The organism is Salipaludibacillus daqingensis (assembly GCF_029891575.1).
Lineage (GTDB): Bacteria > Bacillota > Bacilli > Bacillales > Salisediminibacteriaceae > Salipaludibacillus > Salipaludibacillus daqingensis.
The window spans coordinates 404,307-426,709 of record NZ_JARZHF010000001.1; the positions used below are offsets into that span (position 1 = coordinate 404,307).

At 35.1% G+C, this 22,403-nt stretch carries 31 protein-coding genes; 6 read left to right on the forward strand and 25 right to left on the reverse strand.

Annotated elements, in window-relative coordinates; genetic code table 11:
- Positions 1-21: 21 nt before the first annotated feature.
- From QDN89_RS02065 to comGC, 7 genes are read right to left on the reverse strand one after another with little or no spacing between them, the layout of a single operon-like run.
- Positions 22-207: a YqzE family protein gene (locus tag QDN89_RS02065; protein WP_280768416.1), complete on the reverse strand. Its 186-nt coding sequence runs from the start codon at positions 205-207 to the stop codon at positions 22-24.
- Between the two features lie 54 nt (positions 208-261).
- Positions 262-774 (reverse strand): shikimate kinase, encoded by a 513-nt coding sequence (locus QDN89_RS02070; protein ID WP_280768417.1) that lies wholly within the window; start codon positions 772-774, stop codon positions 262-264.
- Positions 765-1,145, reverse strand: coding sequence for a competence type IV pilus minor pilin ComGG (gene comGG, locus QDN89_RS02075; RefSeq protein ID WP_280768418.1), 381 nt, complete (start codon positions 1,143-1,145; stop codon positions 765-767). Before comGG ends, QDN89_RS02070 begins: the two co-directional genes overlap by 10 nt.
- 12 nt (positions 1,146-1,157) lie before the next feature.
- Entirely contained in the window at positions 1,158-1,643 is a 486-nt protein-coding gene (comGF, locus tag QDN89_RS02080; protein ID WP_280768419.1) for a competence type IV pilus minor pilin ComGF, read from the reverse strand.
- Positions 1,609-1,941, reverse strand: a complete 333-nt coding sequence (locus QDN89_RS02085) for a hypothetical protein (protein ID WP_280768420.1) — start codon at positions 1,939-1,941, stop codon at positions 1,609-1,611. Before QDN89_RS02085 ends, comGF begins: the two co-directional genes overlap by 35 nt.
- On the reverse strand, positions 1,928-2,383 hold the full coding sequence (gene comGD, locus QDN89_RS02090) for a competence type IV pilus minor pilin ComGD (RefSeq protein WP_280768421.1): 456 nt from the start codon (positions 2,381-2,383) through the stop codon (positions 1,928-1,930). The genes QDN89_RS02085 and comGD overlap by 14 nt, the downstream gene beginning before the upstream one ends.
- Complete coding sequence (gene comGC / locus QDN89_RS02095; protein ID WP_280768422.1) at positions 2,383-2,697, reverse strand: competence type IV pilus major pilin ComGC; 315 nt, start codon at positions 2,695-2,697, stop codon at positions 2,383-2,385. Before comGC ends, comGD begins: the two co-directional genes overlap by 1 nt.
- Before the next feature lie 126 nt (positions 2,698-2,823).
- Here comGC and QDN89_RS02100 point away from each other — a divergent pair, with 126 nt between their 5' ends.
- Complete coding sequence (locus tag QDN89_RS02100; protein ID WP_280768423.1) at positions 2,824-2,964, forward strand: hypothetical protein; 141 nt, start codon at positions 2,824-2,826, stop codon at positions 2,962-2,964.
- Positions 2,965-3,019: 55 nt separating this feature from the next.
- On the opposite strand, the gene comGB is transcribed toward QDN89_RS02100, so the two are convergent.
- From comGB to QDN89_RS02115, 3 genes are all read right to left on the reverse strand, one after another.
- Positions 3,020-4,042, reverse strand: coding sequence for a competence type IV pilus assembly protein ComGB (gene comGB / locus QDN89_RS02105; RefSeq protein ID WP_280768424.1), 1,023 nt, complete (start codon positions 4,040-4,042; stop codon positions 3,020-3,022).
- A gap of 4 nt (positions 4,043-4,046) precedes the next feature.
- Entirely contained in the window at positions 4,047-5,117 is a 1,071-nt protein-coding gene (gene comGA / locus QDN89_RS02110) for a competence type IV pilus ATPase ComGA (RefSeq protein WP_280768425.1), read from the reverse strand.
- A 322-nt stretch (positions 5,118-5,439) separates the two neighbouring features.
- Positions 5,440-5,931: a YtxH domain-containing protein gene (locus QDN89_RS02115; RefSeq protein WP_280768426.1), complete on the reverse strand. Its 492-nt coding sequence runs from the start codon at positions 5,929-5,931 to the stop codon at positions 5,440-5,442.
- 276 nt (positions 5,932-6,207) lie between these two features.
- Between QDN89_RS02115 and QDN89_RS02120 the strand changes: the two genes are divergently transcribed.
- On the forward strand, positions 6,208-6,915 hold the full coding sequence (locus QDN89_RS02120; protein ID WP_280768427.1) for a helix-turn-helix transcriptional regulator: 708 nt from the start codon (positions 6,208-6,210) through the stop codon (positions 6,913-6,915).
- 152 nt (positions 6,916-7,067) lie between these two features.
- Positions 7,068-7,313: a DUF2626 domain-containing protein gene (locus QDN89_RS02125; RefSeq protein WP_280768428.1), complete on the forward strand. Its 246-nt coding sequence runs from the start codon at positions 7,068-7,070 to the stop codon at positions 7,311-7,313.
- A 16-nt stretch (positions 7,314-7,329) separates the two neighbouring features.
- Here QDN89_RS02125 and QDN89_RS02130 read toward each other — a convergent pair whose 3' ends face one another.
- Both QDN89_RS02130 and QDN89_RS02135 read right to left on the reverse strand, forming a co-directional pair.
- Positions 7,330-8,469 carry a class I SAM-dependent methyltransferase gene (locus QDN89_RS02130; protein ID WP_280768429.1) on the reverse strand — a complete coding sequence of 380 codons (1,140 nt, stop codon included), beginning with the start codon at positions 8,467-8,469 and terminating at the stop codon, positions 7,330-7,332.
- 271 nt (positions 8,470-8,740) lie between these two features.
- Positions 8,741-9,382: an MBL fold metallo-hydrolase gene (locus QDN89_RS02135; RefSeq protein ID WP_280768430.1), complete on the reverse strand. Its 642-nt coding sequence runs from the start codon at positions 9,380-9,382 to the stop codon at positions 8,741-8,743.
- Between the two features lie 235 nt (positions 9,383-9,617).
- Between QDN89_RS02135 and QDN89_RS02140 the strand changes: the two genes are divergently transcribed.
- Positions 9,618-9,803 (forward strand): DUF2759 domain-containing protein, encoded by a 186-nt coding sequence (locus QDN89_RS02140; RefSeq protein ID WP_280768431.1) that lies wholly within the window; start codon positions 9,618-9,620, stop codon positions 9,801-9,803.
- Between the two features lie 100 nt (positions 9,804-9,903).
- On the opposite strand, the gene QDN89_RS02145 is transcribed toward QDN89_RS02140, so the two are convergent.
- From QDN89_RS02145 to QDN89_RS02175, 7 genes are all read right to left on the reverse strand, one after another.
- Positions 9,904-10,968 (reverse strand): MTH1187 family thiamine-binding protein, encoded by a 1,065-nt coding sequence (locus QDN89_RS02145; protein ID WP_280768432.1) that lies wholly within the window; start codon positions 10,966-10,968, stop codon positions 9,904-9,906.
- Between the two features lie 16 nt (positions 10,969-10,984).
- The gene (locus QDN89_RS02150) at positions 10,985-11,542 is read right to left on the reverse strand and encodes a hypothetical protein (protein ID WP_280768433.1); all 558 of its coding nucleotides are present in this window, start codon (positions 11,540-11,542) and stop codon (positions 10,985-10,987) included.
- 12 nt (positions 11,543-11,554) lie between these two features.
- On the reverse strand, positions 11,555-12,325 hold the full coding sequence (locus QDN89_RS02155) for an ABC transporter permease (protein ID WP_280768434.1): 771 nt from the start codon (positions 12,323-12,325) through the stop codon (positions 11,555-11,557).
- Entirely contained in the window at positions 12,315-13,037 is a 723-nt protein-coding gene (locus QDN89_RS02160; RefSeq protein ID WP_280768435.1) for an ABC transporter ATP-binding protein, read from the reverse strand. The genes QDN89_RS02155 and QDN89_RS02160 overlap by 11 nt, the downstream gene beginning before the upstream one ends.
- 175 nt (positions 13,038-13,212) lie before the next feature.
- Positions 13,213-14,184 carry an ROK family glucokinase gene (locus tag QDN89_RS02165; protein WP_280768436.1) on the reverse strand — a complete coding sequence of 324 codons (972 nt, stop codon included), beginning with the start codon at positions 14,182-14,184 and terminating at the stop codon, positions 13,213-13,215.
- 104 nt (positions 14,185-14,288) lie between these two features.
- Positions 14,289-14,474, reverse strand: coding sequence for a YqgQ family protein (locus QDN89_RS02170; RefSeq protein WP_280768437.1), 186 nt, complete (start codon positions 14,472-14,474; stop codon positions 14,289-14,291).
- Between the two features lie 49 nt (positions 14,475-14,523).
- On the reverse strand, positions 14,524-15,036 hold the full coding sequence (locus QDN89_RS02175; protein WP_280768438.1) for a hypothetical protein: 513 nt from the start codon (positions 15,034-15,036) through the stop codon (positions 14,524-14,526).
- Positions 15,037-15,179: 143 nt separating this feature from the next.
- Between QDN89_RS02175 and QDN89_RS02180 the strand changes: the two genes are divergently transcribed.
- Both QDN89_RS02180 and QDN89_RS02185 read left to right on the forward strand, forming a co-directional pair.
- Complete coding sequence (locus tag QDN89_RS02180; protein WP_280768439.1) at positions 15,180-15,575, forward strand: YueI family protein; 396 nt, start codon at positions 15,180-15,182, stop codon at positions 15,573-15,575.
- Between the two features lie 173 nt (positions 15,576-15,748).
- Positions 15,749-16,636: a hypothetical protein gene (locus tag QDN89_RS02185; RefSeq protein WP_280768440.1), complete on the forward strand. Its 888-nt coding sequence runs from the start codon at positions 15,749-15,751 to the stop codon at positions 16,634-16,636.
- Positions 16,637-16,651: 15 nt separating this feature from the next.
- Here QDN89_RS02185 and QDN89_RS02190 read toward each other — a convergent pair whose 3' ends face one another.
- From QDN89_RS02190 to QDN89_RS02215, 6 genes are all read right to left on the reverse strand, one after another.
- Entirely contained in the window at positions 16,652-18,235 is a 1,584-nt protein-coding gene (locus QDN89_RS02190; protein ID WP_280768441.1) for a rhomboid family protein, read from the reverse strand.
- Positions 18,232-18,984 (reverse strand): HAD family hydrolase, encoded by a 753-nt coding sequence (locus QDN89_RS02195; RefSeq protein ID WP_280768442.1) that lies wholly within the window; start codon positions 18,982-18,984, stop codon positions 18,232-18,234. The genes QDN89_RS02190 and QDN89_RS02195 overlap by 4 nt, the downstream gene beginning before the upstream one ends.
- Positions 18,985-19,085: 101 nt before the next feature.
- On the reverse strand, positions 19,086-19,259 hold the full coding sequence (locus QDN89_RS02200; protein ID WP_280768443.1) for a hypothetical protein: 174 nt from the start codon (positions 19,257-19,259) through the stop codon (positions 19,086-19,088).
- Positions 19,260-19,436: 177 nt separating this feature from the next.
- Positions 19,437-20,393, reverse strand: coding sequence for an L-lactate dehydrogenase (locus tag QDN89_RS02205; protein WP_280768444.1), 957 nt, complete (start codon positions 20,391-20,393; stop codon positions 19,437-19,439).
- A 145-nt stretch (positions 20,394-20,538) separates the two neighbouring features.
- A complete protein-coding gene (locus tag QDN89_RS02210; RefSeq protein ID WP_280768445.1) occupies positions 20,539-21,561 on the reverse strand; it encodes a ThiF family adenylyltransferase in 1,023 nt (340 codons plus the stop codon).
- A gap of 15 nt (positions 21,562-21,576) precedes the next feature.
- Entirely contained in the window at positions 21,577-22,392 is an 816-nt protein-coding gene (locus tag QDN89_RS02215; RefSeq protein WP_280768446.1) for a DUF92 domain-containing protein, read from the reverse strand.
- Positions 22,393-22,403: the final 11 nt, after the last annotated feature.

Here is a 22,403-nt window from a genome sequence, read left to right on the forward strand (position 1 = left end):
ACTAAAAATAAAACGCCATGATCATTCATGGCGTTTGTTCTTCCAATAAATATGCAGCGAGCTAGGGATCATCCCGAAAAGTCGATAAGACATAGGAGGTTTATCGTTTTTTTTCTGCTCTTTCCGTTCTTGTCTTCTTTCTTTCGGTTGGTCTACATACGAGACAAATTGCTCTGTCATGTATTTTACATAGTCATTTGTTTTCACTTCCATCATCCTTACTAAACATATTATCTTTAGCATGGACGAAAGCTGGAAAATCTATTCTTTCTTTTTTAAAAGAAGATGTATTTCTTGAACAATTTGTTGAACCGTTTTCTCATTTGTATCAACCGCAAATGGAGCTTGATCGTATAGAGGTTTCCTTTTTTCATATCGGCCAAGAAGTTCCTTTTCACCAATGGATGATAAAGGACGATTCTTATCTTCTTTTATTCTCTCATAAAGGATATCGAAAGGGGCATCTAGAAAAATGGCTATGCCATTATTTCTCATCCAGCCCAATGTCCCTTCCGTTTCAATCACTCCTCCTCCAGTTGCAACAACATTTGATTTCACCGTGAGTTCTTTCAACGCCTTTTTTTCCAATTTCCTAAATCCTTTTTCTCCATATTTTGTAAAAATTTCAGGAATCGTTTTTTCAACTGATTCCACAATAAACGCATCTAAATCTTTAAACTCATAGCCCAGTTCTTTCGCGAGCTCTTGCCCAACTGTGGTTTTACCTGATCCCATGAAACCTATTAAAAAAATGGTTTCTCTATTTAATCCCATACAAAAACTTCCCTCCACTCATCTATTATTTTGGTGTCTCTATTATAAGTGAAGGAGGCTCTCTTTGTATATTGATGATCTGTTTCTCCTCTTAATGACACAATGAAATTCATTCCTTCCGATTGAATATGATAGGAAACCTTTCCTTCTGGATATTGAATGTCACCTTCGGGTTCACCTTGATTTAACTCAATTATATTGATTACTTCCACTTTTCCATTTAATATTATGTGTTCTAGCTTATGTTGCTCCTTCTCCAATCCAAGAAAGAGTTTTTCATGACTATAAGTTGTTACTAAATGAATTGTCATCAGTGAGAGAAACATCATCATAAACAACACAAGTAACAAAGCGAAACCTTTATCATTCACTTCATTACCTCCCTACTGAGATAAATAATTCTCTTTATATTTTTTCGGATGAATGATACTTCTAGTCAGTTTTCCTTGGTCCATCTTCACTTCCACGTCTAACCCATAGGACCGCTCATACACTTTAAAACCTTTGATTTGTTGCATAAACACTTCATGACCAACACCATTTACTTGTCTTCTAATTTTATCTTGATACTGTTCAAAATGGACTATATTATTTAAATCGTCCTCTTTCACTAAGTAAAGTTTGTTATGTCGATCATTTACAAAATAATTGTCGCTTCTTTTATACTCCATCTGTAATTGATTAATAAAAAGAATATATTCTTCATAAGCAAATTCATTCACGTCTGGAGAAGCATTTGTCAAACTAATAAAAACAGACGGGAAAAAGAAAACAACTGTTAATAAAATAAATAATCCAATGAGAGTTTCCAATAATGACAATCCTCGTTCATCTTTAATGATAATGCGATAAACACCACGACTGCTCACGTCCATTCCTTCCTTCCCACTGCAAACAATAGTGAATATGGTTTTCTTCTATTTTTGCTAGTAAGTCGTAAGTTTGAATTTCACCTTGAAGTGTTGCTGGTAAGGGGAAAAATGAGCCTTGATTTTGATGGAGTAAAAATTGTTGCATTAAATAAATCGCTTCTCGTTCCTCTCTTATTGTTACTCGCTCTTGTTGAAGCTGCAACATAACAGGAAACATTGTCATCGTTATGATCATCAACATGAAAATTGCTAACATTCCTTCATAAAAAATAAAGCCTTTTTCACACCTCAACAAAATAAAATCGCCCCCTTATTATGTGAAAAACTAAGTTATATCTTTTATTTCCATAAGTAATTTCAATTTTTCCCGCTTTTTGTATTTGTCCATTAGGTAAAAATCTCAGTTCATTTAATTTAAGCGATCGAGGAATATACTTTAGCCCTGTTGGACCATGTTTCTCATCAATCGTAGTGATGCCTTCTAAAACACGATACGAAGAACCATTTGTAGAAAAAATAAACCTTACCGTCCTTCCATTTGTTATCGCCTTCATTTGATAGTAATAAAGGTCTTGTTCTAATTCCTTTAAAAAATAATCCATTTCCATACTTTTTGTTTGATGTTGAAAAGATGGTATAACGAGTAAGAGTAATACGGATAAAATGGATAAAACAATGAGCATTTCAAATAATGAGAAACCATTCTTAGAAATTAAGTGTTGTTTTATCGTTTTCATTACTCCACTTTCTCTACTTTATCTCCTACTAATTTCAACTTTGTACCATCCGGACATTCCGCTTTTTTCACGTAAGATCCTTCTAACTCAGTAATGGATGTCGGTAACTTGTTCATTTCTACTTGATAAGCAATAATTTGTGTACTTATCAATTCCATTGTTGCTTCACAACCCTTATCACTAGCTAATTGTTGATTTTTCGTTAAATTAGGCACAACAATTAGTAATAAAATTGAAATAATAACCAACACAATCATCATTTCAATTAAAGTAAAACCTTTTTTAGAACGAATGAACGTGATTAGCTTATTCATTGACAGTCACTCCTTTATAATTAAATACGTTTATTTAGGAAATCATCTGTTATTTTTGATCAACGTCCGTTATAATTCAACATAGAATTACATTTTTAGGCAGACTAGGTGTGAGGAGGCTTTCTATTGTCATCGCTCGTTTCATATTTATCAGAATCTCGAAAAAAGAAAGTTTGTCTGGAATTGGGAAGGTTATTAGACGAAAAAGAAATAGATCTCATCATATGGTTAAGCAAGCAAGAGTCGTATGAATTATCGAAGAAATAATCGGTGTGACCATTTTTTTATCAATGATCAAAAATGGAGAGAATATATTTTTTTCTTACCAACCATCAAGAATTGTAAAAATTGGCATCATCATCGATAAAAACAACACGAGAATGAAAACTCCAATTAAACATAAAAACAACGGTTGAAAAAATTGAATATATCGGTAGGTCTTTTCATACATTTGCAAAAATAAATAGTTTGAAAAGCGTTCTAATTCTGTTCCTAAATTTCCTTTTCTTTCTCCTAGTGCGATGATAGAAGATAGTTGTGGTAGATAAAAAGGACGTAATTTAATTAATTCAACTAACGGTTCTCCCGACTGCAATCCAAATGACAAATCTTGTGCATCATTTTGAAAAAAAGTAAGCAGGGAGTCTTTTTCTATTACTTTCAGTGTGTCGTATAAAGAAAAACCATTTTTTAGAAGCGGGGCTAGTTGGGACGTGAAATAGTACGTTAGTAAATGTTTCATATATGTGTTGATGAGCGGAACTTTCAGGAGAAAATGTATTTGTTCAAATACTGGCTTTCGCTTGAACCAAATTCCTCCAACGAGAGTGAAAAGAAACAAGCCGAAAATTATTGGCCATTGAAACCATGTTGCAGCAGTTAACATCCCCCTGGAAATCCACGGTAAATCTTGCCCCATCGAAGTAAAAAAATGCTCAAATTGTGGTAAAACCCCTTCAATCAAAACAGAACTCATGATTAATAATCCAAGGAGTAAAAATGACGGATAGTGAAGAACTTTTCTTACTTTCTTTCTTAGTTCATCCCTCTTGTTCAATATAATGGACGCTTGCAAAAGGCCATGCTGAAAATCACCATATTTTTCAACAAACAATAAATAACTAATCAATTCCTTTGGAAACCCTCCGGATAACAACTGTTCTGCAAAAGGTTCCCCTTCCAATAATTCTTCATATATAGATAAAACCCATATCTTCTTTTTTCCTTCTGAAAATTCTATATACAGTTGGATAGCTTCTGAAAAAGAGTAACCTTCGTTTAGCAAAGAGGATAATTGAAATAAAAACTCGCTCCGTGAACTATCATTTTTAAACAAACCGTTCATTTTTTCAATATCCTCCTTTGTTATAACGGTTCCATTCGTTTTTTGATATATATCCTAAAGCAATCGCTTTATTCGTCCAATCATCTAATGTTTTTTTAGGAAATGTCAGATTGCTTAAGTTATCGATATGATCAAGGCACTCTTGAAGATCATCTTTTACAAGTAATTCATAAATCGCTGCTCTTCTTCTAGTTCTTCGTTTGCGACAATGCAGTTGGCAATCAGCACCACAAAATGGGCAAAGAACTTCTACTAACTTTTGTGCAACAACCCCTTGAACCACATCTTTCAAATCAGAATTAGAAACACCTAAATCATTTAGTCTTTTCAATGCCCCCTTAGCTGAACTACTGTGTAATGTTGTCAAAACTAAATGACCCGTCAATGCTGTTCGGATAGCCATGTGGGCTGTTTCTGTGTCACGAACTTCCCCTAGCATGATAAGGTCTGGATCGTGGCGTAGTAAGCTTCTCAGACCGGCAGCATAAGTTACACCAGCTTTCTCATTTATTTCCATTTGAAGAAAGTGTGGTTGACGTTGCTCTACTGGGTCTTCTAATGTGATAATATTTTCATTTATATTTTCTGTTCTTTTTTGTAATAACGAATAAAGTGTCGTTGTTTTGCCAGCCCCTGTCGGACCACAAACAATGATTAATCCATGTGGTTTTTCAATCAATCGATGAAGTTCCGTAATTTGAGATGGAAATAAGGATAATTGTTTTAAGCTTTTGGATTGTTTCTGTGGAAATAGTCTTAATACGAGGGTCTCAAATGTAGATGAAGGAAAAGTGGAGATTCTCATAAAAACGAGTTGTTGATGAAGTGTCATCTCCAACCCCTGATTTTGAGGTCTTCTTCTTTCACCAATATCCATTCCTGAAATAAATTTCAGGTGGGCAATTAGTTTTTTAATTGTTGCGTAAGGAATTTTTTCAACGTCTAATAGTCGACCATCCACTCTAAACCGAATGATAGAACCTCTTTCTCGAGGAATAAAATGTACGTCCGATGCTCCATACTCCATCGCCTCCAATAATACTAACTTTGCTTTCTTTTCAATTTCCATGTCCATAGACCACCACCTAAATTAATATTTACTACAAGAATATATATTCGACATCCATCGTTAAATTCCTGCTTAATTTTTAGAAAAATTTTAGCATTAAACAAAGGCTATCTAAAAAACACTAGAATAGTTAGAGTTCCAATGATATTTCCCTTCTAGTGACGAAATAACATGCGAGGTTAGGCAACGATCGATGATTCATTCTCAAAAAGAGGTATTAGACTCTTCAGAGGAAGCGAGCGGTAATTATCAAAATCAACAATTGACAGAACCAGAACTCCATCAAAAAAAAAAATTAGCTATTAGTTAGCTAATTTTTTTTGATCATTTATTTTTCAACTTCATCTTTATTTTTTAACTCATCTACATCTTCTTTCAAACGTTCTTTTGTTTCTTCAATTTCCTTCACAACTTGTTTTGCTAATTTTTTACCTTCGGCTTTTTCAGAATCCATTACTTCCTTTACATCAGAAGCTAAGTCTTCCCCCATTTCAGAAGCCTTTTCTTTAACTGAAGTCGTCTTATCAGCTACACGTTCCCACTGATCTTTCGCCAATTGTGTTAGTTCATCAGACTTTTCTTTCGCTAACTGGCTGTATTCGTTAGATTTTTCTTTTGCTAGTTCTGTGTACTCATTTGTTTTTTCTTTTGCTGCAGTAGAAAATTCTACTGATTTATCTTTTACTTCTGCTGCTCTTTCGTTAATATCTGATCGAAGTTCTCTACCTGACTTTGGAGCTAATAACATTGCTGTAGAAGCACCTACAATACTGCCAACTACTGCACCTATAATAAAATCTTTTGTATCCATCTTACTCATAATGATACGTCCTCCTTTAAATTGTTTATATGTATTGTTTCTAGACTATTTCCTCTATTCCTTCTTTTTAGTTTGATTAAACATGAAATTTTTCCTAGAAGGCATTTATTATATATGAATTCCAACTAAAAACCTATTTCTGATGTTTATTTGTTCATTTTATCAGTTATTCCTTATATTTTACTAGTTTAGTCACATTATTATCATGAATATGCGTTTATTTATAAATCTTACTGTACTATAATGAATATAGACTGAAATTGGGAGTGAATCGCAATGGAACAACATACATTAAAAATTACTGGCGTTTTATCAGATCCTACCCGTTTTTCTATTTATCAGTTTGTAGCCCGTCAACATCGTGATGTAACGGTGCAAGAGATTGCGGATACATTTAAGATTCATGCAAATGTCGCTCGTCTACATTTAACAAAATTAGAGGATGTGAACATGCTTGTTTCAGACACGAAAAAAACTGGAAAAGGTGGAAGACCAAGCCGCTTCTACAGATTATCAGACGAAGTCGTTAGCTTGCAATTTCCATATCGAGATTATCAGCGCCTTTCAGAGATAGCTATTGAAACATTAAGTGGTTTAGGAGAAGCAGGTGAAGAAGCTCTTGTAAAAACAGGAGATCGTTTTGGCTATGAATCTGCTCGTGAATTTGTCCACTCATTAAATGAAAATCCGGACGATATGGTCACAGCTGAAAAAGTGAAATTTATTGAAAGAATTGCTCTAAATCAAGGACTTAATCCTGAAATTCATTATGATCAAGAAAAAAACGAAATTGTTTTCCGCATTTTTAATTGCACTTTTAAAGAAGTAGCCCCAACTAGCAAAGGGATTTGTAATATGCACCATGCGTTAATCAATGGTATTTTCCGTTATTTCTTCGAGGAAGTTGTATTAAAAGAAGAATCAAATATGTTCCAAAAAAATGAAATGGCTTGTACCTATACTACGGTAGTTTTAAACCAATAAACACCTCATTATGAGAATCATCACCAAATGCCAAAACACGGATTGTTTACAAAGTACCTCGGTTCGATTTATAATAAAGTGAACTTACATTCATGGAAGTAGAATAAAAGCTATGGTTATTTTCCATGCTACATATGAAGGAGGGGTAAGTCGTGGATCGCATGTTTCGAGTATTGGGTTTCTGGACTGGAATATTTGCTGTATTGTTTATGGTTGGGGATATGCATGCAGCAGCAATATTATTCTTTGGCCAAACAGGGATGTTTATTGCACTGAGTTACTTAAAACTTTCAGAGCGCGTGTACGTTTATATTTTCGGCGCCTATCTAACGATATTTTTTGTTGGATTTACGTACTATACTACATTTATTATGGTTCCAGAAATCGGTGGACACTAAAAACCTTGACTTCACGTCAAGGTTTTTTTATTTGATATGGATCTTCATGAAACAATTGATAGTTATCCTTATTACGCAACTCTTTACCGTGAACATTTACTTGAAATGATGTACTTATACCACTTGGATGCACAAAAGACTGAATGGCCCGATTCAGTTTAAACTCTTCCGAAAAAGGATTCATATCTTTTGGAGTTACTAAGAAGCTAAAGAGTCCAGCTTTTAATAAAAATTGATCTTGTCGATCAAACAGCACTTGTGTTAACCCTACATTTTTTGCAATTTGATCATATGCATCCCATTGGACATGTGATGTTAAGTCCATATCACCTGGGTATTGTAAAGGATCTTTGATCATCTCATGATTCCGATAACCTCGAATGGATCCCTCTTTTCTCTCTGGTCTTTGATAATCATCGTTAGAATACCCATAATCCACTGACACAACCATGCCTTTTGTTAACCATGACGCTACTTCTTTTAACCAGTCTTTCATCTGCAAGTTTATTTCTATCCGGTGTCCATCTGGAAGAGGTGGTCCAAACTGATTCATCCAATCTATTATCTCATGATTATCGCATAATACTAATTTCTCAACGAGCGTTTGATCCACTTCTTCTATCATCACTTCTTTGAAGGCGTCTTTCGTTTTCTCAATAATATGTACAGGGAAAGCATCTAATAATTCATTAGAAAAAATAATTCCTTCGAAATGAGATAAATCGTTTTTCATTTCTTCCAAACTAGCAAATACTTTTATTTTTTCCTTATACCTCCCTAATTTATCAGTCAATAAAGCTTGGTGATGTGGACTCGATTCTATTATATAGTATGTTATAGTTTGAAATAAATCTGGACTCTCGGACTCAATATAACAGAGAACGTGATAGGCAAAAGACCCGTCACCTGCTCCCCATTCACAAATAGTTGGCTTCATATTTTCTGTCTTTATGACGTCTAAAAAGAAACGGCTAAATGTCTTTGCGAAGACAGGATGAACATGATTGCTTGTATAGAAATCACCTTCTTTTCCTAGTTTCTTTCGTTTATTTGTGTAGTAGCCTATATCAGAATCATATAGTGCAACTTCCATGTATTCAGAAAAACTCCATGGTGGTTTTGATTCTTTTTTTAGCTTTTCAATGATCCTAGACATATGACTCTCTCCCATGAAATATTTTAACACTATTGACACAGTGTTAATGTCGAATTATAATTAAACTATCAGTAGAACAATGATCTTCGGGAGTTCCCCCTCCCCCCTCAAAGTTCATTGATACTTGATTAACTCCCCAAACGGCCTTCTATGTTCCCCATGGAAGGTCGTCTTTTTTTATACACTCAAATGCGCTTATCTTATCTCTATTGAAAATTTTATCTTAACAAAGAAATTCCTTCCAAAGCATAGCGTGACTTATATCTTCTATCTACCAACCAAATCCATTAATGAATGGATTCGTTTCTTTTTCATCACCAATGGTCGTTTCAGGTCCATGTCCATTTGCTACTACAGTGTCATCGGGAAGACTGAGCATCTTCTCATGAATCGTATCCATTAACGTGTCTTGATTACCACCTGGTAGATCTGTTCTTCCAACACCACCTCGGAATAATACATCACCAGAGAAAATTACTTTCTCTTTTGGGAAGTAAAAGGAAACACTCCCTGGAGAATGACCTGGGGTTTCATACAAGAAGCATTCAAAACCTTTGACTTGAAACGTTCCTTCATTAGAAAAATGGTGATCTGCTTTTTTTCCTTTAATAGGTTCAATACCTAAAAACAATCCTGATCCATTTAATTGAGGATCCATTAACCATTCATCTTCTAATTCATGGACATATACTGGACATTCGTATGTAGCTCTTACAGATTCCACCGCTCCTATATGATCAAAATGAGCATGTGTTAGTAAAATAGCAACTACTTTCAATTCATGATTCGTTAACCACTGTTTTAACCTCTCTGCATCTCCACCTGGATCAATCATTAACGCCTGATTAGAATCGTTATATACGATAAAACCATTTGTTTGAAGTGGACCTAACGACAACTTTTTCCATTCCATTTTTGTCACTCCTCTTTTCTAACATTTATTCATATTGTACTATGGAAAGCAATCGCTTTTCAAAAAAGGTTATCTTTCAATAAGTATTTGATGCATTTACTCGACAAAAATGAAAAAAAAAAGTAAAATAAGTGATGAACTTATGATTAAAGAAACGGTAGTTATATATGGTTGAATAAACTGTTTCATATCTACATAGGCTAATTCATGTTTATTATGTAAAGGAGGAAAAAAGATGGTTTTGGGGATTATCACTCTTTTAGTAGCGATTTTATCTTTGTTTGGGGGCCTCGTTGAGCTAAAACGAAAAAATTTCTTCGGTGTCGGTTTTGCTGCTCTTTCTGTAGCTTTATTCGGATGGTTTTCTATTCGAACACTTATTTCAATTATTTTTATGGGTGGCGGCGGAACTGTCGGTTAACTCTTATTCGATAAACCAAACATGGCATACGCCACGTTCAAATAACACACACAAAAAAGCTCCGATTAATAAAAACGGAGCTTTTTTGTATACTTTTTTTCTAGTTTTCTTCCATTTTCATTTGAACAGAAGATAATTTTCCTTTTATCGAGGACGGTTTGTCTCTTCGATCATCAATACGTATATTTGTAGCAACACGTTTATGTCCTAGCTTGAACGGGACTTCTTGAATCACTTTAAGTATTGCATATATGTCATCAATCTCTCCTTCTATGAGCGTACTCATAGACGTTAGTTCATAATGTATTGGCAACTTTGTCCGTTTCAATGTTTTATGGACCTCTGCGACCACATCTGAAACGCTCGTTGAATCTGAACCTAATGGCATAATAGTAACATCAGCAATAGCCATGAACGCTACCTCCTTTTTCTTTTTCTTCATAATAATTTTCTGAGGAAATTCTTTAAAAGCTAATTTACGATACGTTTGAATCGCAGTTTTTAGATGGATCTCCTCAGGTTCAAGGGTTGTGACTCGACGTTGAAGCCAATAAGATAAGCTTAAAACTATCTCATGAACAATTGTCATTTTTGTTCGATGTAGCCAGTAAACTGTAATAGGCCAAACCAATAATGACCCATATGTTGCTATTTCTAAAATAGTTAAAAAGGAATGACTAGATAATAATAGCCCAAACCCTGCCATGATGATTAAGATTAGAAAATACAGCATGATTCCATTCGTAGAGCAATAGCGGTTCGTGATTTCTGCCTTTTGGATCTTTTCCCGATTTCTTGCCGAGACAATCCCCCGAAAGCTAAACACTTTATGTTCTGCCCCATGGAATTTTTTTAATTCAGTAGGAAACCAAAAATGGGTTCCAAATAAAAAATATATCAATGTAAACATTGGCAGTCCTACTGCACCTGCTAGTCCAAAACCTTGGAGAATATACGGATAAATAATTAGTAGAATCCATGTATATAAAAATATATGAAACCATAAGGGCATCGAAGTGAAAACTAATTTTCCGACATCAAACATAGTTAGAGGAGTAATCGGTTTAATCCAAGTAATCGGTTTACCTTTATCCACATATGAAAAAGCAACATGCTTACGTCCAATAAACATGATTCCCTTTTGGTAAGACAAACCTTTAACCATACGGAAACCTCCTCTATTACGATGTGCTTACTTTCCAATAACTTTGAATATGATCACCGATGAGGGTTTCTTCTATATCCATACCTTCTTTCAACTGAATATTATGATCATACCACGTATGATAATAATCAGTATTTCCTTGCCTCTGATCAAGAACGGTTTCAGAAAAACGAACGACCACCTCTCCACTAGGTCCGAGTATTTGTTCATCCTGAACTTCATTAGGGAAGGATATGATTATGCTACCATCTGACTTAACAAAGTGATTACTTTCATATACAATATCGTCTCCTTGCGTAAGAATTAGTTCCGTTTCGATCGACATTTCTTCCGTCCCGTCGGGTAGAGCGATTTCAAGAAAATCTTCGCCACGGATACCATCTTCAGGAAAATCTCCCCATTGCCAGTTTATTTTTAACGTTTGATGATCTACTATTTCTTCGTTAATAGACAATGATTCTTTTAAGTCTTCATTCGAGACCTCTTCTGTTTGTGATAAAGTAATATAGCCAAAAATAAATAAACCGATCATCACCGTTGCCGGCAATAATAACACGATTGCATTTCCTTTCATTGTCAAACACCTCTATTTTTCCGTGATAGGAATTAACTGTTGATTGTTGTTAAAGAAGAAACGATAACAAATAACTGTTACGAGCATAGCACTTAATGAAACAGATGCAAATATGCTTAATGAAATAACTATTTGATACCTTATTGCTTCAATAGGCGCCACACCACCGAGAATAAGCCCTGTCATCATCCCAGGTAATTGAACTAGTCCAATTGTTTTTAAACCATCGACATTTGGGATCATCGCAGATTTAACGATTTTTTTGATTAGAATTTTCGACGCTTGTTCTGGTTTTGCCCCTAAAGACAAAGCGGCAATAATTTTTCCTTTGCTCTCTTTGAACTCACTTTTCATTCGCTCTAATGCGAGACCGATAGCTACCATGCTATTCCCTATGACCATTCCACTCATAGGAATGACTTGATCTGGTTGAAAAGCTATCATATCAAATCCTAACCACATCGCTAATACAAAAAGTTCAATAATGACAATGACGAGAAAGGTGATTATTTTTACTTTTGGAATCCCTTCCCCTTTTTTACTTGCATGAAGAGAAGCAACAACAATCATAACCGTTAACATGATTGATATCCCTGTAAATGCCTCTAATGAAAACAAATAAGTAAGCAAATACCCGATTAAAAAAAGTTGAGTAACACCTCTTAAAGAAGACCAAAAGATCGATTTGCCGAGTCCTAGTGCATAAAAATAAGACAAAGAGACCGGAATAAGAACGAAGAATATTAAAAAGAACATAGATGTATTCGATATTTCAGGTGCCATCAATCGTTCCCTCCTCTAAAAATGCTCGCAAGCTTTCAGTTGTTGGATTCCTCAACATTTGGCTTGTATCTCCCTGTTCAGCAATTTCTTTTTCATCCATAAAAAACGTTCGATTTCCTAATCGCTCTGCTTGTTTAATATCATGTGTCACCATCATAATCGCTCTCACTTGATTTGGAATAATATCCTTTAGAAATTTCTCCATTAACTCGACATTTTTCAGATCTAATGCACTAGTTACTTCGTCTAAAAGCAATACATCTGGTCTGTTAGCTAACGTTCTTGCAAAGGCAATTCGCTGTTTTTCTCCTCCAGATAATTCCTCTACATCTTTTGATAAATAATCAACTGGAAGTTGGACAATTTCAAGTAGCTCTTTCCCTCTATTATGATCCCATTCTCCAAATAAACTGGGACCGTATTTCAGGTTATCTTCGACGGTTCCATCGAATAAAGAAGATGATTGAAATACCATTCCTACTTCTTTTCTAAGTTTCACCATTTCGTACTCATTAATATTTTTATTCCGGTATGTAATTTCACCTTTTTTTGGGTCTTCGAGACGGTTAAGCAACATTAACAAACTACTTTTACCTGCTCCAGAGGGACCTATTAGTGTCACAATTTCTCCTTCGAATAATTTAAAATTAATGTTTTTTAACCGATCTGATTCAATATTTTTCGCTTCCATAATAATATTTTGATTACCCATCTAAATCCTCCTCAAACCAAAAGACATTGCAAATCCTCGATCTAATGACTACCTTGAAAATTAAAAAAGATTCGCTTAGGGTGTCTAGCAAAATCGAGATTGGCGCACCATTTTTATTGGAAAAACTAAGAAAGTGGAGGACTGAAGTATCGCTTCAACCCTCCACGTCATTATATTATACAGATGTTCTTTTCTGTTTTGCTAACCATGCGGCTCCAATAACACCCGCATCATTTTCTAATTTAGCAATCTTAATCGTCGTTTCTTTCGCTATCTTTGGGATAGCAAATTGATTAAAGGCACTTCTTATGTAATCCACTAAAAACGCGCCAGCTTTAGATACCCCTCCACCAATAACAATCGTCTCAGGATTCAATGCATTCGCTAAATTCGCTAACGCAAAACCTAAATGTTCTGTGGACTCTTTGATAACTCCTAAAGCAGTTTCATCTTCTTTTTTCGCTCCATCAAAGACATCTTTTGCTGTTAAGGTCCCTGTTTCATCTAAGATTGACTTCAAATAACCTTCTGGCTTTAGTTGAATGGCTTCTAAACCGAGTCGGGCAATACCAGTAGCCGAGGCAACAGTTTCCAAGCAACCAGATTTTCCACAATTACATTTTGCTCCACCACTCTTCACAGACGTTATATGGCCTATTTCTCCAGCTAAACCACTTTCACCATGGATAATTTCTCCCCCAGCAATAATTCCTCCGCCTACACCTGTTCCTAGTGTCACAGCTAAAAGATTTTCTGCCCCTTCACCTGCACCTTTCCACTTTTCGCCTCCGGCAGCAAGGTTTGCATCATTATCGACAACAATCGGAACTTGTAATAGGTGTTCGAGTTCTTCTTGGATCGGGTAGTTCTTCCAGCCTAAATTAACCGCTTCTACAATAATGCCATTTTCCACATCTATGTATCCTGGAGCTCCTACCCCTGCTGCAAGAATTTGCTCTTTGCTAATATTTTGTTCTGCTATTTTAGCCAAAACAGCATCAGCAACATCCTTCATAATATTTTTTCCTTTATCATCACGATTCGTTGCAATTTCCCATTTTTCTACAATTATGCCTTCTTCATCAATAAACGCAAGTTTAACCGTTGTTCCTCCTACATCAATTCCAAGTAATAATTGACTATTCATCCATATCATCCTTCACCATCAATTTTCTATATCGTAAATAATTGTACCATGTCAAACTCTCTATATCATCTCGGAACTTGAATGTTTTGTTAAGTTCTGAACATTTAACTTTTCCTTCTTTCTCTTCTAATTGTTAGTTTAGCATCACGAAAAAAAATGGGATCGATCATACCTAATGAATAAAGCTCTTGGATTTCTTCTTCTATCAAGTCCAGGTCTGCTTCTCGATTACCCGTATAAATAAATGTTTGATACGTTTTCAAAAATTGAATTAACTCGAAATATGTCATAATAATTTACTCCTAACCTTGCACTTAAAAGTTTTCCACTCTTATCTTATTATATGAGTTTCAAAATGGCTACGAAAAAGAAGATGGCAAGCGGAAAAAAATGAATGATAGCTAAAAAACGGTAAAGGTATATTGCCTTTCTCATGAATATAAATCCTAAAATAACACTTGCAGCACTAAGTGGTATCACGAAAAATACAAACCAGGCTGAAAAACCATACGTTGCAAATTCAATCCCCAATAAGAAAAAGAAACCTGCTAGTATAAACCACTTACCTTTTTGATGATAAGGTACATAACCATAAGACGGATGATACATACGAAAGAAATAAGCGACAATAAACATAGCAAATAAAAAAACAAAGATTTTGAAAATAAAAGAAGAAATCCAATAGAAAAAAGACGCTCCTATAACGATTCCTATCGTAAGTGGAATAATCGCAATTAGTATGAAAAAAACCATACTAGTTGGAAAAGGGTACCTCCTCTTGTGTGCCGGCATCGATCCTAAAGCCATGCTCGCCAAAACAATAATGAACAATTCCCATATAAAAATAAACATAAGCTGTCCCCCTTCTTTTCATGCTATGCTTAAAAAGTCACTTTAAGGACAAACAATTCGTTTGTTAGAAAAGGCTTTCACTTGATATACTATTTATAATATACATAGCTATTTTTATTTATAGTTTAGAAAGAGGGAAAATGATGGGAAATAATAAATTAGAAGAAATTTTGAAACAAGGCATGTATGGGTCACCTGAAATTCGCCCTGAAGAGCGAAAGCTATTTTTAAGTACGTTGGCAGAAAGAGTTTACCTTTGTTTAACTAATTCTCAGGTAAGACATCGAGGCATGTATCCTGAAATGGAAAAAATAATGAAAGAGAAAAATCATGCTCATTTATATATTAATGGCGCTCTAAACTATAAGGCATATAGTAATTACATTCAAGCTGCAAATAAACTTTCTCTTGCATTTACGATTGTCAATGATGGCCAAGATACCCCAATTGGGCTCGTATTAGCTGATGAACGTGCCGTCAATTTAGAATCCCAGATGTTCATTAAAGATGATTTATACGAAGACGATATGGATAATTAATTCAAATGGCTATTTTCGGAAACTTTTTTTGTAGTAAAAAGCTCTAACAAGAACAAGATGTGATAGGTGCGCAAGCTAACCTGTCACATTTTTTTTGGTCAAAAAGCATATTTCTCACTTTTAGATCATAAGAAACAACTAGGTTGGCTTGTCTAAAAAAGGGGAGATTTTTTATGCTTAAGATGATCAACAGTCATTTTTTTAAAATCGCAAGTATTTCTTTACTCATTGCAATCATTTTGTCGATAACTTCCATATTTCCTTGGAACAAAATGGATGAAGCATTCATTTTTTTCCCTGAAGATGAGCAAGTCTACTTTAGAGAAGCGAATACCTCGTTAGAGTTATTAAGTAAAAAAGATAGTGATGAATACGTTCTAGAATGGGCTTTTTCTTCTGAAACAAACGAACCTGCTTTTTTAAGAAGTGATATGTCGCTATTGTTTGAGAATGGTACATTTATTGGGGCTCGTAAACAGTCATTAAAAGATCAATTATTTATCGAAGAAGTAGGAACAATTGAGGGAGAAGATAGTGGAAGATATGATGTGATTACCTTCCACCATGCTGAGGTCCACTATTCAAAAGATAAGTTAAGAAGTAAACATACGTGGAGCCAAGATCAACTATTTGTTGTGGATTCACCATTAACTCCATTACACTCGTTTAAAGAACCTGCTACAGATGAGGAAGTTAAAAGCAAAAAGCTATTAAATTCGATTATGGATCAACAACTCACTTATCAGCTGGACGGACTGTTAGAAGAGTTTCAAATTAATATTGATGAATATCATTATTACACACTACTAGACTTACCTGACTTTGTTAATTACCCCTTACCAGGGTTAACACAAAAAGAGACTTTTTCTATTATTGGTCAACTGTGGGAAGGTTATTATCGTTATTACTTGCTTGGTATTAATACATTTACTGATGAAACTTATTCTCCAAAAGGAAATAGCCTTCCTAACATTTTGCTCCATAAAGATGGCACACATCTTTTACTTCTGTATGAAACAAAAGATGGTACAAGACAACAGCTGTTTCAATTAATTAAGTAACACAAGTTAAATTAATTACTCAACTAATTCTAATAGCTCATCACGAAGACTTTGATAGTCGTCATTATCTGCCTGAATGTCAAGCGCACTTTCGACTTTTTCTAATGCCTCTTCATATTGCTGTTTTTCATAATAAACTAAAGCTAAGTTGTAATATGCTTGATGAAAAGACGGGTCTTTATCAATGGTTGTTAATAAATTTTCTTCGGCTAGCTCGTATTCATTATTATTAATTTGAATATAGGAAAGAAGGAAATGAGCATTAGCAGACAAATCATTACTAATAAGATCTGTCACTTCTACTACATTCAGTAAATAATCTTCCGCTAATTCTGGATTATCTTCTTCCATCGATTCGCGAGCTAGTTGATAATAAATGACGCTGATTTGTTCTTTATCCAAATCTTGCTGATAACCTACCAGAAGCAAAGTGATTGTTAATATAATGGAAAGACCCATAGCAATGACTTTCTTTAATACACCCTTCTGATGTGGTAAGCCAACGATTGCTGAGGCTGCAAACCCACCAACTAATCCACCTATATGTGCACCATTATCAACCATTGGTACGATAAAACCAAACGCCAAATTAATCGCGAGAATGACGATTACATTCATCCCCATCGTACGAAAAAACAAGCGCTTATGAATTAATCCAAAGTACAATAATGCCCCAAAGCAACCAAAAATCGCACCACTTGCTCCAGCTGAAACATTATCATTGAATACAAAACTGGACACGGAACCAATAAAACCAGCGATGAAATAAATAAGAATAAAACGACTCGTGCCAAAAATTCTCTCTACTGCCCCTCCTAAATAAAACAAAGCCAGTGAATTCATAAATAAGTGCAAAAAACCAATATGCAAAAACATTGCACTAAAAAATCTCCACCATTCACCGTCTAAAATATATGGATCAAATTTCGCACCAAATTCCACTAACGTAAGGGTACTTGTTGTTGAACCAACTGCCTCAATAGATGCAAAAATAGTTAATATGATTCCTAATAGAACGAATGTGAACAAAGGCTTTCCGTAAAGAAAAATTCCTCTCTCTTTTTCTTCTCGTTTCTTCATCGACGTTTTCACCGTGTGCTTCAAGGTTTGTAGAAGGATTTCTTCTTGTTCATTTTCCTCAATATAAGATTCTGCCGAATAAGTTGGCATATTCGCTAACTTCCACTCTGTAGCTAGTGGAAAAAATCGATTTTTCAAATCATCCATTGGGATAAGAATCGTTCGATATTGATTTTTCCCTCCAGCCGTTAATGGTAAAGCTTGAGACGTAAATCGTTCATAATCATCCACAGGTAAATAGGCTGCTAAGATAACATTGATTACGTTTGCTTGTCTTAATCCAAGACTTTTTCGAACTTGTTTCGCTTTTTCTAGTGTTCGATCCATGTCTTTTTTCAGTTGGATACTCCAATCATAGTTTTTATGTGCGAGACGAATAATTTGATATGGCTCTCGACGATCATCTTCAATCCATGCCACTTCGTCTTGTTCATTTAAATGGATAAGCCGCATTCCTTCTCGGTGTATTAAATGATGTAATGTTTCCCAGAAGCGAATAGACTCGGTAAAAGCATTCATGACGACCTCCCCTCTCTCAGCATATCAGTAAGACTATTTTTCATTTCCATAAAATTATCATATTCTTTTAACGGTTTATGTTCAGAAGTTCTCTTCTCTTGGCGAGTGTTTAGAAAAATGGCTTCCCATCCGGCATTTAATGCTCCTACTACATCATGTTTCCAAGAGTCTCCAATAAAAAGAATATCCTTACTTGATAACTTTTGTTCTTTCTCCACTAAACGAAAAATTTCTTTGTTTGGTTTCGCAAACCCCACTTCTTCTGATACATAGATTTGATCAGGTTGGATCCACTTGTTCACACCAATTTTTTCAATTTTTTTATATTGAGTGTCCTTTGTTCCATTTGTAACAACCGCTGTTTTTAATTGAAAATCGTTGATAGTTTGCAAAAATTCATGGACGCCTTCGAAAGGAACACTATACTCATCGACAATTTGATAATATTGTTTATGAAACATATCTGCAATCTCATTACTGAAAGGTAATTCCAACTCTTTCATCGTCTCATTAAATCGATCCCTTCGATATTCGTCTCCAGTTGACTCACCTGATTCAAACTTCCCCCAATAATAATCACTATAATGTTTAAATATAGGAAAGAACTGCCGTTCGTTTTTTTGATTTTCTTTAGGCACGTAATGTTGTTGATATATATGAAAACATTCACTAATTGCTTTTTTAAAAGCATTTTCGTGACTAAATAATGTATTATCTAAATCAAACATAATTGCTTTCCATGTAGACATACCATCACCTCAAACTATATTATATCAATGTTTAACCTATATAAAATACTATTTTCCCTTATCAAATTTAGACCAAACAAAAGACCCCAGTAACCTGGGATCTAACGAAACGTTTGATACATCATTTTTTCTCTAACTGATGGGATGTTCATGACAAAAGAAATGGCTAACGTTCTTAACCATCTCTTTCTTAAAAGAGCGTTTAATACTCGGTAACGATTTTTCATTATTAACGATATGACCATGAAAACTAACACTGACAAGATCCATTTCACGACTTGATCACTCCTCAATAGCTTAAATTTGCAAGTTCTGCTTAACTTTACAAATTGCTGCGATAATGACATCGACTTTATATCTCTTAGAATGAAACAAGTAAGACTTTTTTATCCTTATTTAAAAACAAAAAAGCTGCACTCTATAAGTGCAGCTCGTGGAACATGTTTGTTTTATTAATTCAAATCAAAAATTGGCTTCATAGCATCTTTTAATATATTTGCTGAGTGATGAAGTTTTTCCATCTCCACATCAGATAAATCAATTTCAACGGTTCTTTCAATACCATGTTGACTTACAATAGCCGGTACACCAATATAAAGGTCATCCAAACCGTACTCACCTTTCATTAATGTCGATACGGTTAAAATCGATTGTTCATTTCGAAGAATCGCTTTCGTTAATCGAGCTAAGCCCATCGCAATCGCATAATGAGTTGCCCCTTTGCGTTCAATAATATTGTAAGCAGCATCACGTACATTAATAAAAATTTCATCTAAATCTTCTTGCTTCCCATCAGGCTTATACTTGGACATGTAACGTTTAATCGGCTCAGACCCTATTCGAGTCTGACTCCAAACTGGCAGTTCGGTGTCACCATGTTCGCCCATAATATACCCATGGATATTACGAACATCAATTTCAAAATACTCACCTAAAAGGAAGCGGAAACGAGCTGTGTCTAATATAGTACCAGATCCAATTACTCGCTCCATTGGTAAACCTGAGAACTTCCACGTTGCATATGCCAATACATCTACTGGATTCGTTGCGACAATGAAAATCCCATTAAATCCACTTTCCATAACAGAACCTACAATACCTTTGAAAATATTTACGTTTTTTTCGATTAAATCTAATCTTGTCTCTCCTGGTTTTTGATTAGCTCCAGCAGTGATAACAACGATATCTGCATCTTTACAGTCAGAATATTCGCCTGCCCATATTTTAGTAGGAGCGCCAAAAGGGATACCATGATTTAAATCCATTGCATCTCCTTCTGTTTTTGATTTATTAAGATCAATTAACACCATCTCATCCGTGATGTTTTGATTAATAAGTGAAAATGCATAACTCGATCCAACGAACCCCGTTCCGATTACTACTACTCGTGATGTTTTACTTCCATACATACTTTTTCCACCTTTCTGTATCTTGTTCTATATTTGGTTTTTCCAGTATTAACTTGCAATATAACTACATTTTACATGATTCTAAAAAAAAGCAAAGGCTTGAAAACGATTACGAAGTGACTATTTTGTTACATTATCATAGTATTTACATACCAATGTATTTTGAAAACAATGATTTAGCTCTTGAAACATCTTCCGTTCCTTGAATTAATGTTCGTCCATCTGGAAAAAGCACAAAGGTTTCTCCTTCATAAAGATGAACTCGAAGTAAAAAAGGTGTACGTTTCGTTTTTTTCGCTAATGAATCAAACTTTTCTTCCCACTCTTTTAAATCAAAAGGGGAAGCATTCACCACTTGGACCGTATCTCTACCACATAACGTTGTCACTTGATCTTGATCAGATTGGGTCAAATTAGGAAATTCCTTTAATTGGCAAGTAGGACATTGGTCATTTGCTGAACCTAGTTTCATTGAGAAATGGTGATTCTTCCATACGTCAAACGTCATTAATTCATTTGCCACTTCTTCTTCGTTCCCTGTTAACAGTTTAAGGCATGTAAGTGCTTCTAGACTTGCAACTATATCTACAACAGGTGATAGAACACCAATCGTATCACAAGTCTGTCCTGATGAATCGTGGGTTGGAAAGAGACAGCGCAGGCACGAAGTCTTACCAGGAATAAATGTCGCCCCCATTCCTCTTGAACTTACTGCACCTCCGTAAATAAATGGTACCCCATATTTATAAGCTACATCATTAATTAAGTATCTTGTTTGGAAGTTGTCCGTTCCATCAACAATCACATCCACACCTTCCATAAATTCTTCGATATTATGAGATGCAATGTCTGTCACATGACCTTCAATTTTGATATCACTATTTAATTTCCGAAGTTTTTTTTCAGCAGCAACTGCTTTAGGAAGAAACTGTTCTACATCGTCCTCATCAAACAACGTTTGCCTTTGTAAATTACTCATTTCAACATAGTCTCGATCACAAAAAACAAGGTTACCTACGCCTGCTCTTGCAAGGTGATTAGCAACAACGGTACCTAATGCACCCATACCAACAATTAACACCTTGGAAAGAAGTAATTTTTTTTGACCTTCTTCACCAATTGGTTGAAAAAGCATCTGTCTCGAATAACGCCCCAATGATTCCTTCATTTTTCATCTTCCTTTCTAGAAGTAAAGAAAAATTCCCACTATTGCTCCCATTAAAAAAGCTGAAAAGGAGCATAAATGGTTTACCACATCATTATCAATCCATTGTTTTCCTTTGATCGTTTTCGTTCGTTGGTGACAATGGTTCTTCTTTTCTGTGTATGCATCACATACACCGCAATAGTTTAAAGCTTGAAACAATGCGCCTGCCAAAGCATCGATCCATTGAGATACAAATCCTATAGCAACAATGATTAACCAAGTCCACCATGGGATCCCGTCAACTGGCGATAAGAATTGAAAAGACATCGCTGTCAAGACAATAAACATACTTCCTGCTATTGCACCTAGATTGCCTAATAGTGTTGTTCCCCCAGACTGTCCAATGGAAACTACTTCGCCAGTAATTATCATCTTAGGTGGTGTTTTACTTCGTTTCCCTATAGACGAAGCCCACGTATCACTATTAACTGCGGCGAGTGAAGCAACAAAAGCTATGTACCATAACGGATGATTTACGAAGAGAAAAAATAGCGATGCGAACGCCGCCCAACCGCCATTTGCCAAAACTTGTTTAGCATCTCTCTTTTCTCCTTTCTCTTCAAACGATTCTTCGTTTTCGTCTTTCCTTTGCAAAAGTCTTCCAAGAACTGTTGATGATAGAAAAAAAGCGGCTAATAACAGGAGTCCGTGCAAAGAAAAAGCAAATGTGATTAACGCTCCGACAACAAAACTGGCGATAGCCCCAGATCCTGTTAAAGCTTTTTTTCTATACGATAAAAATGCTAATATCGTTACTCCTAATAACCAAATGAATTGTTGGTTAAGATCCATAATTCAACATC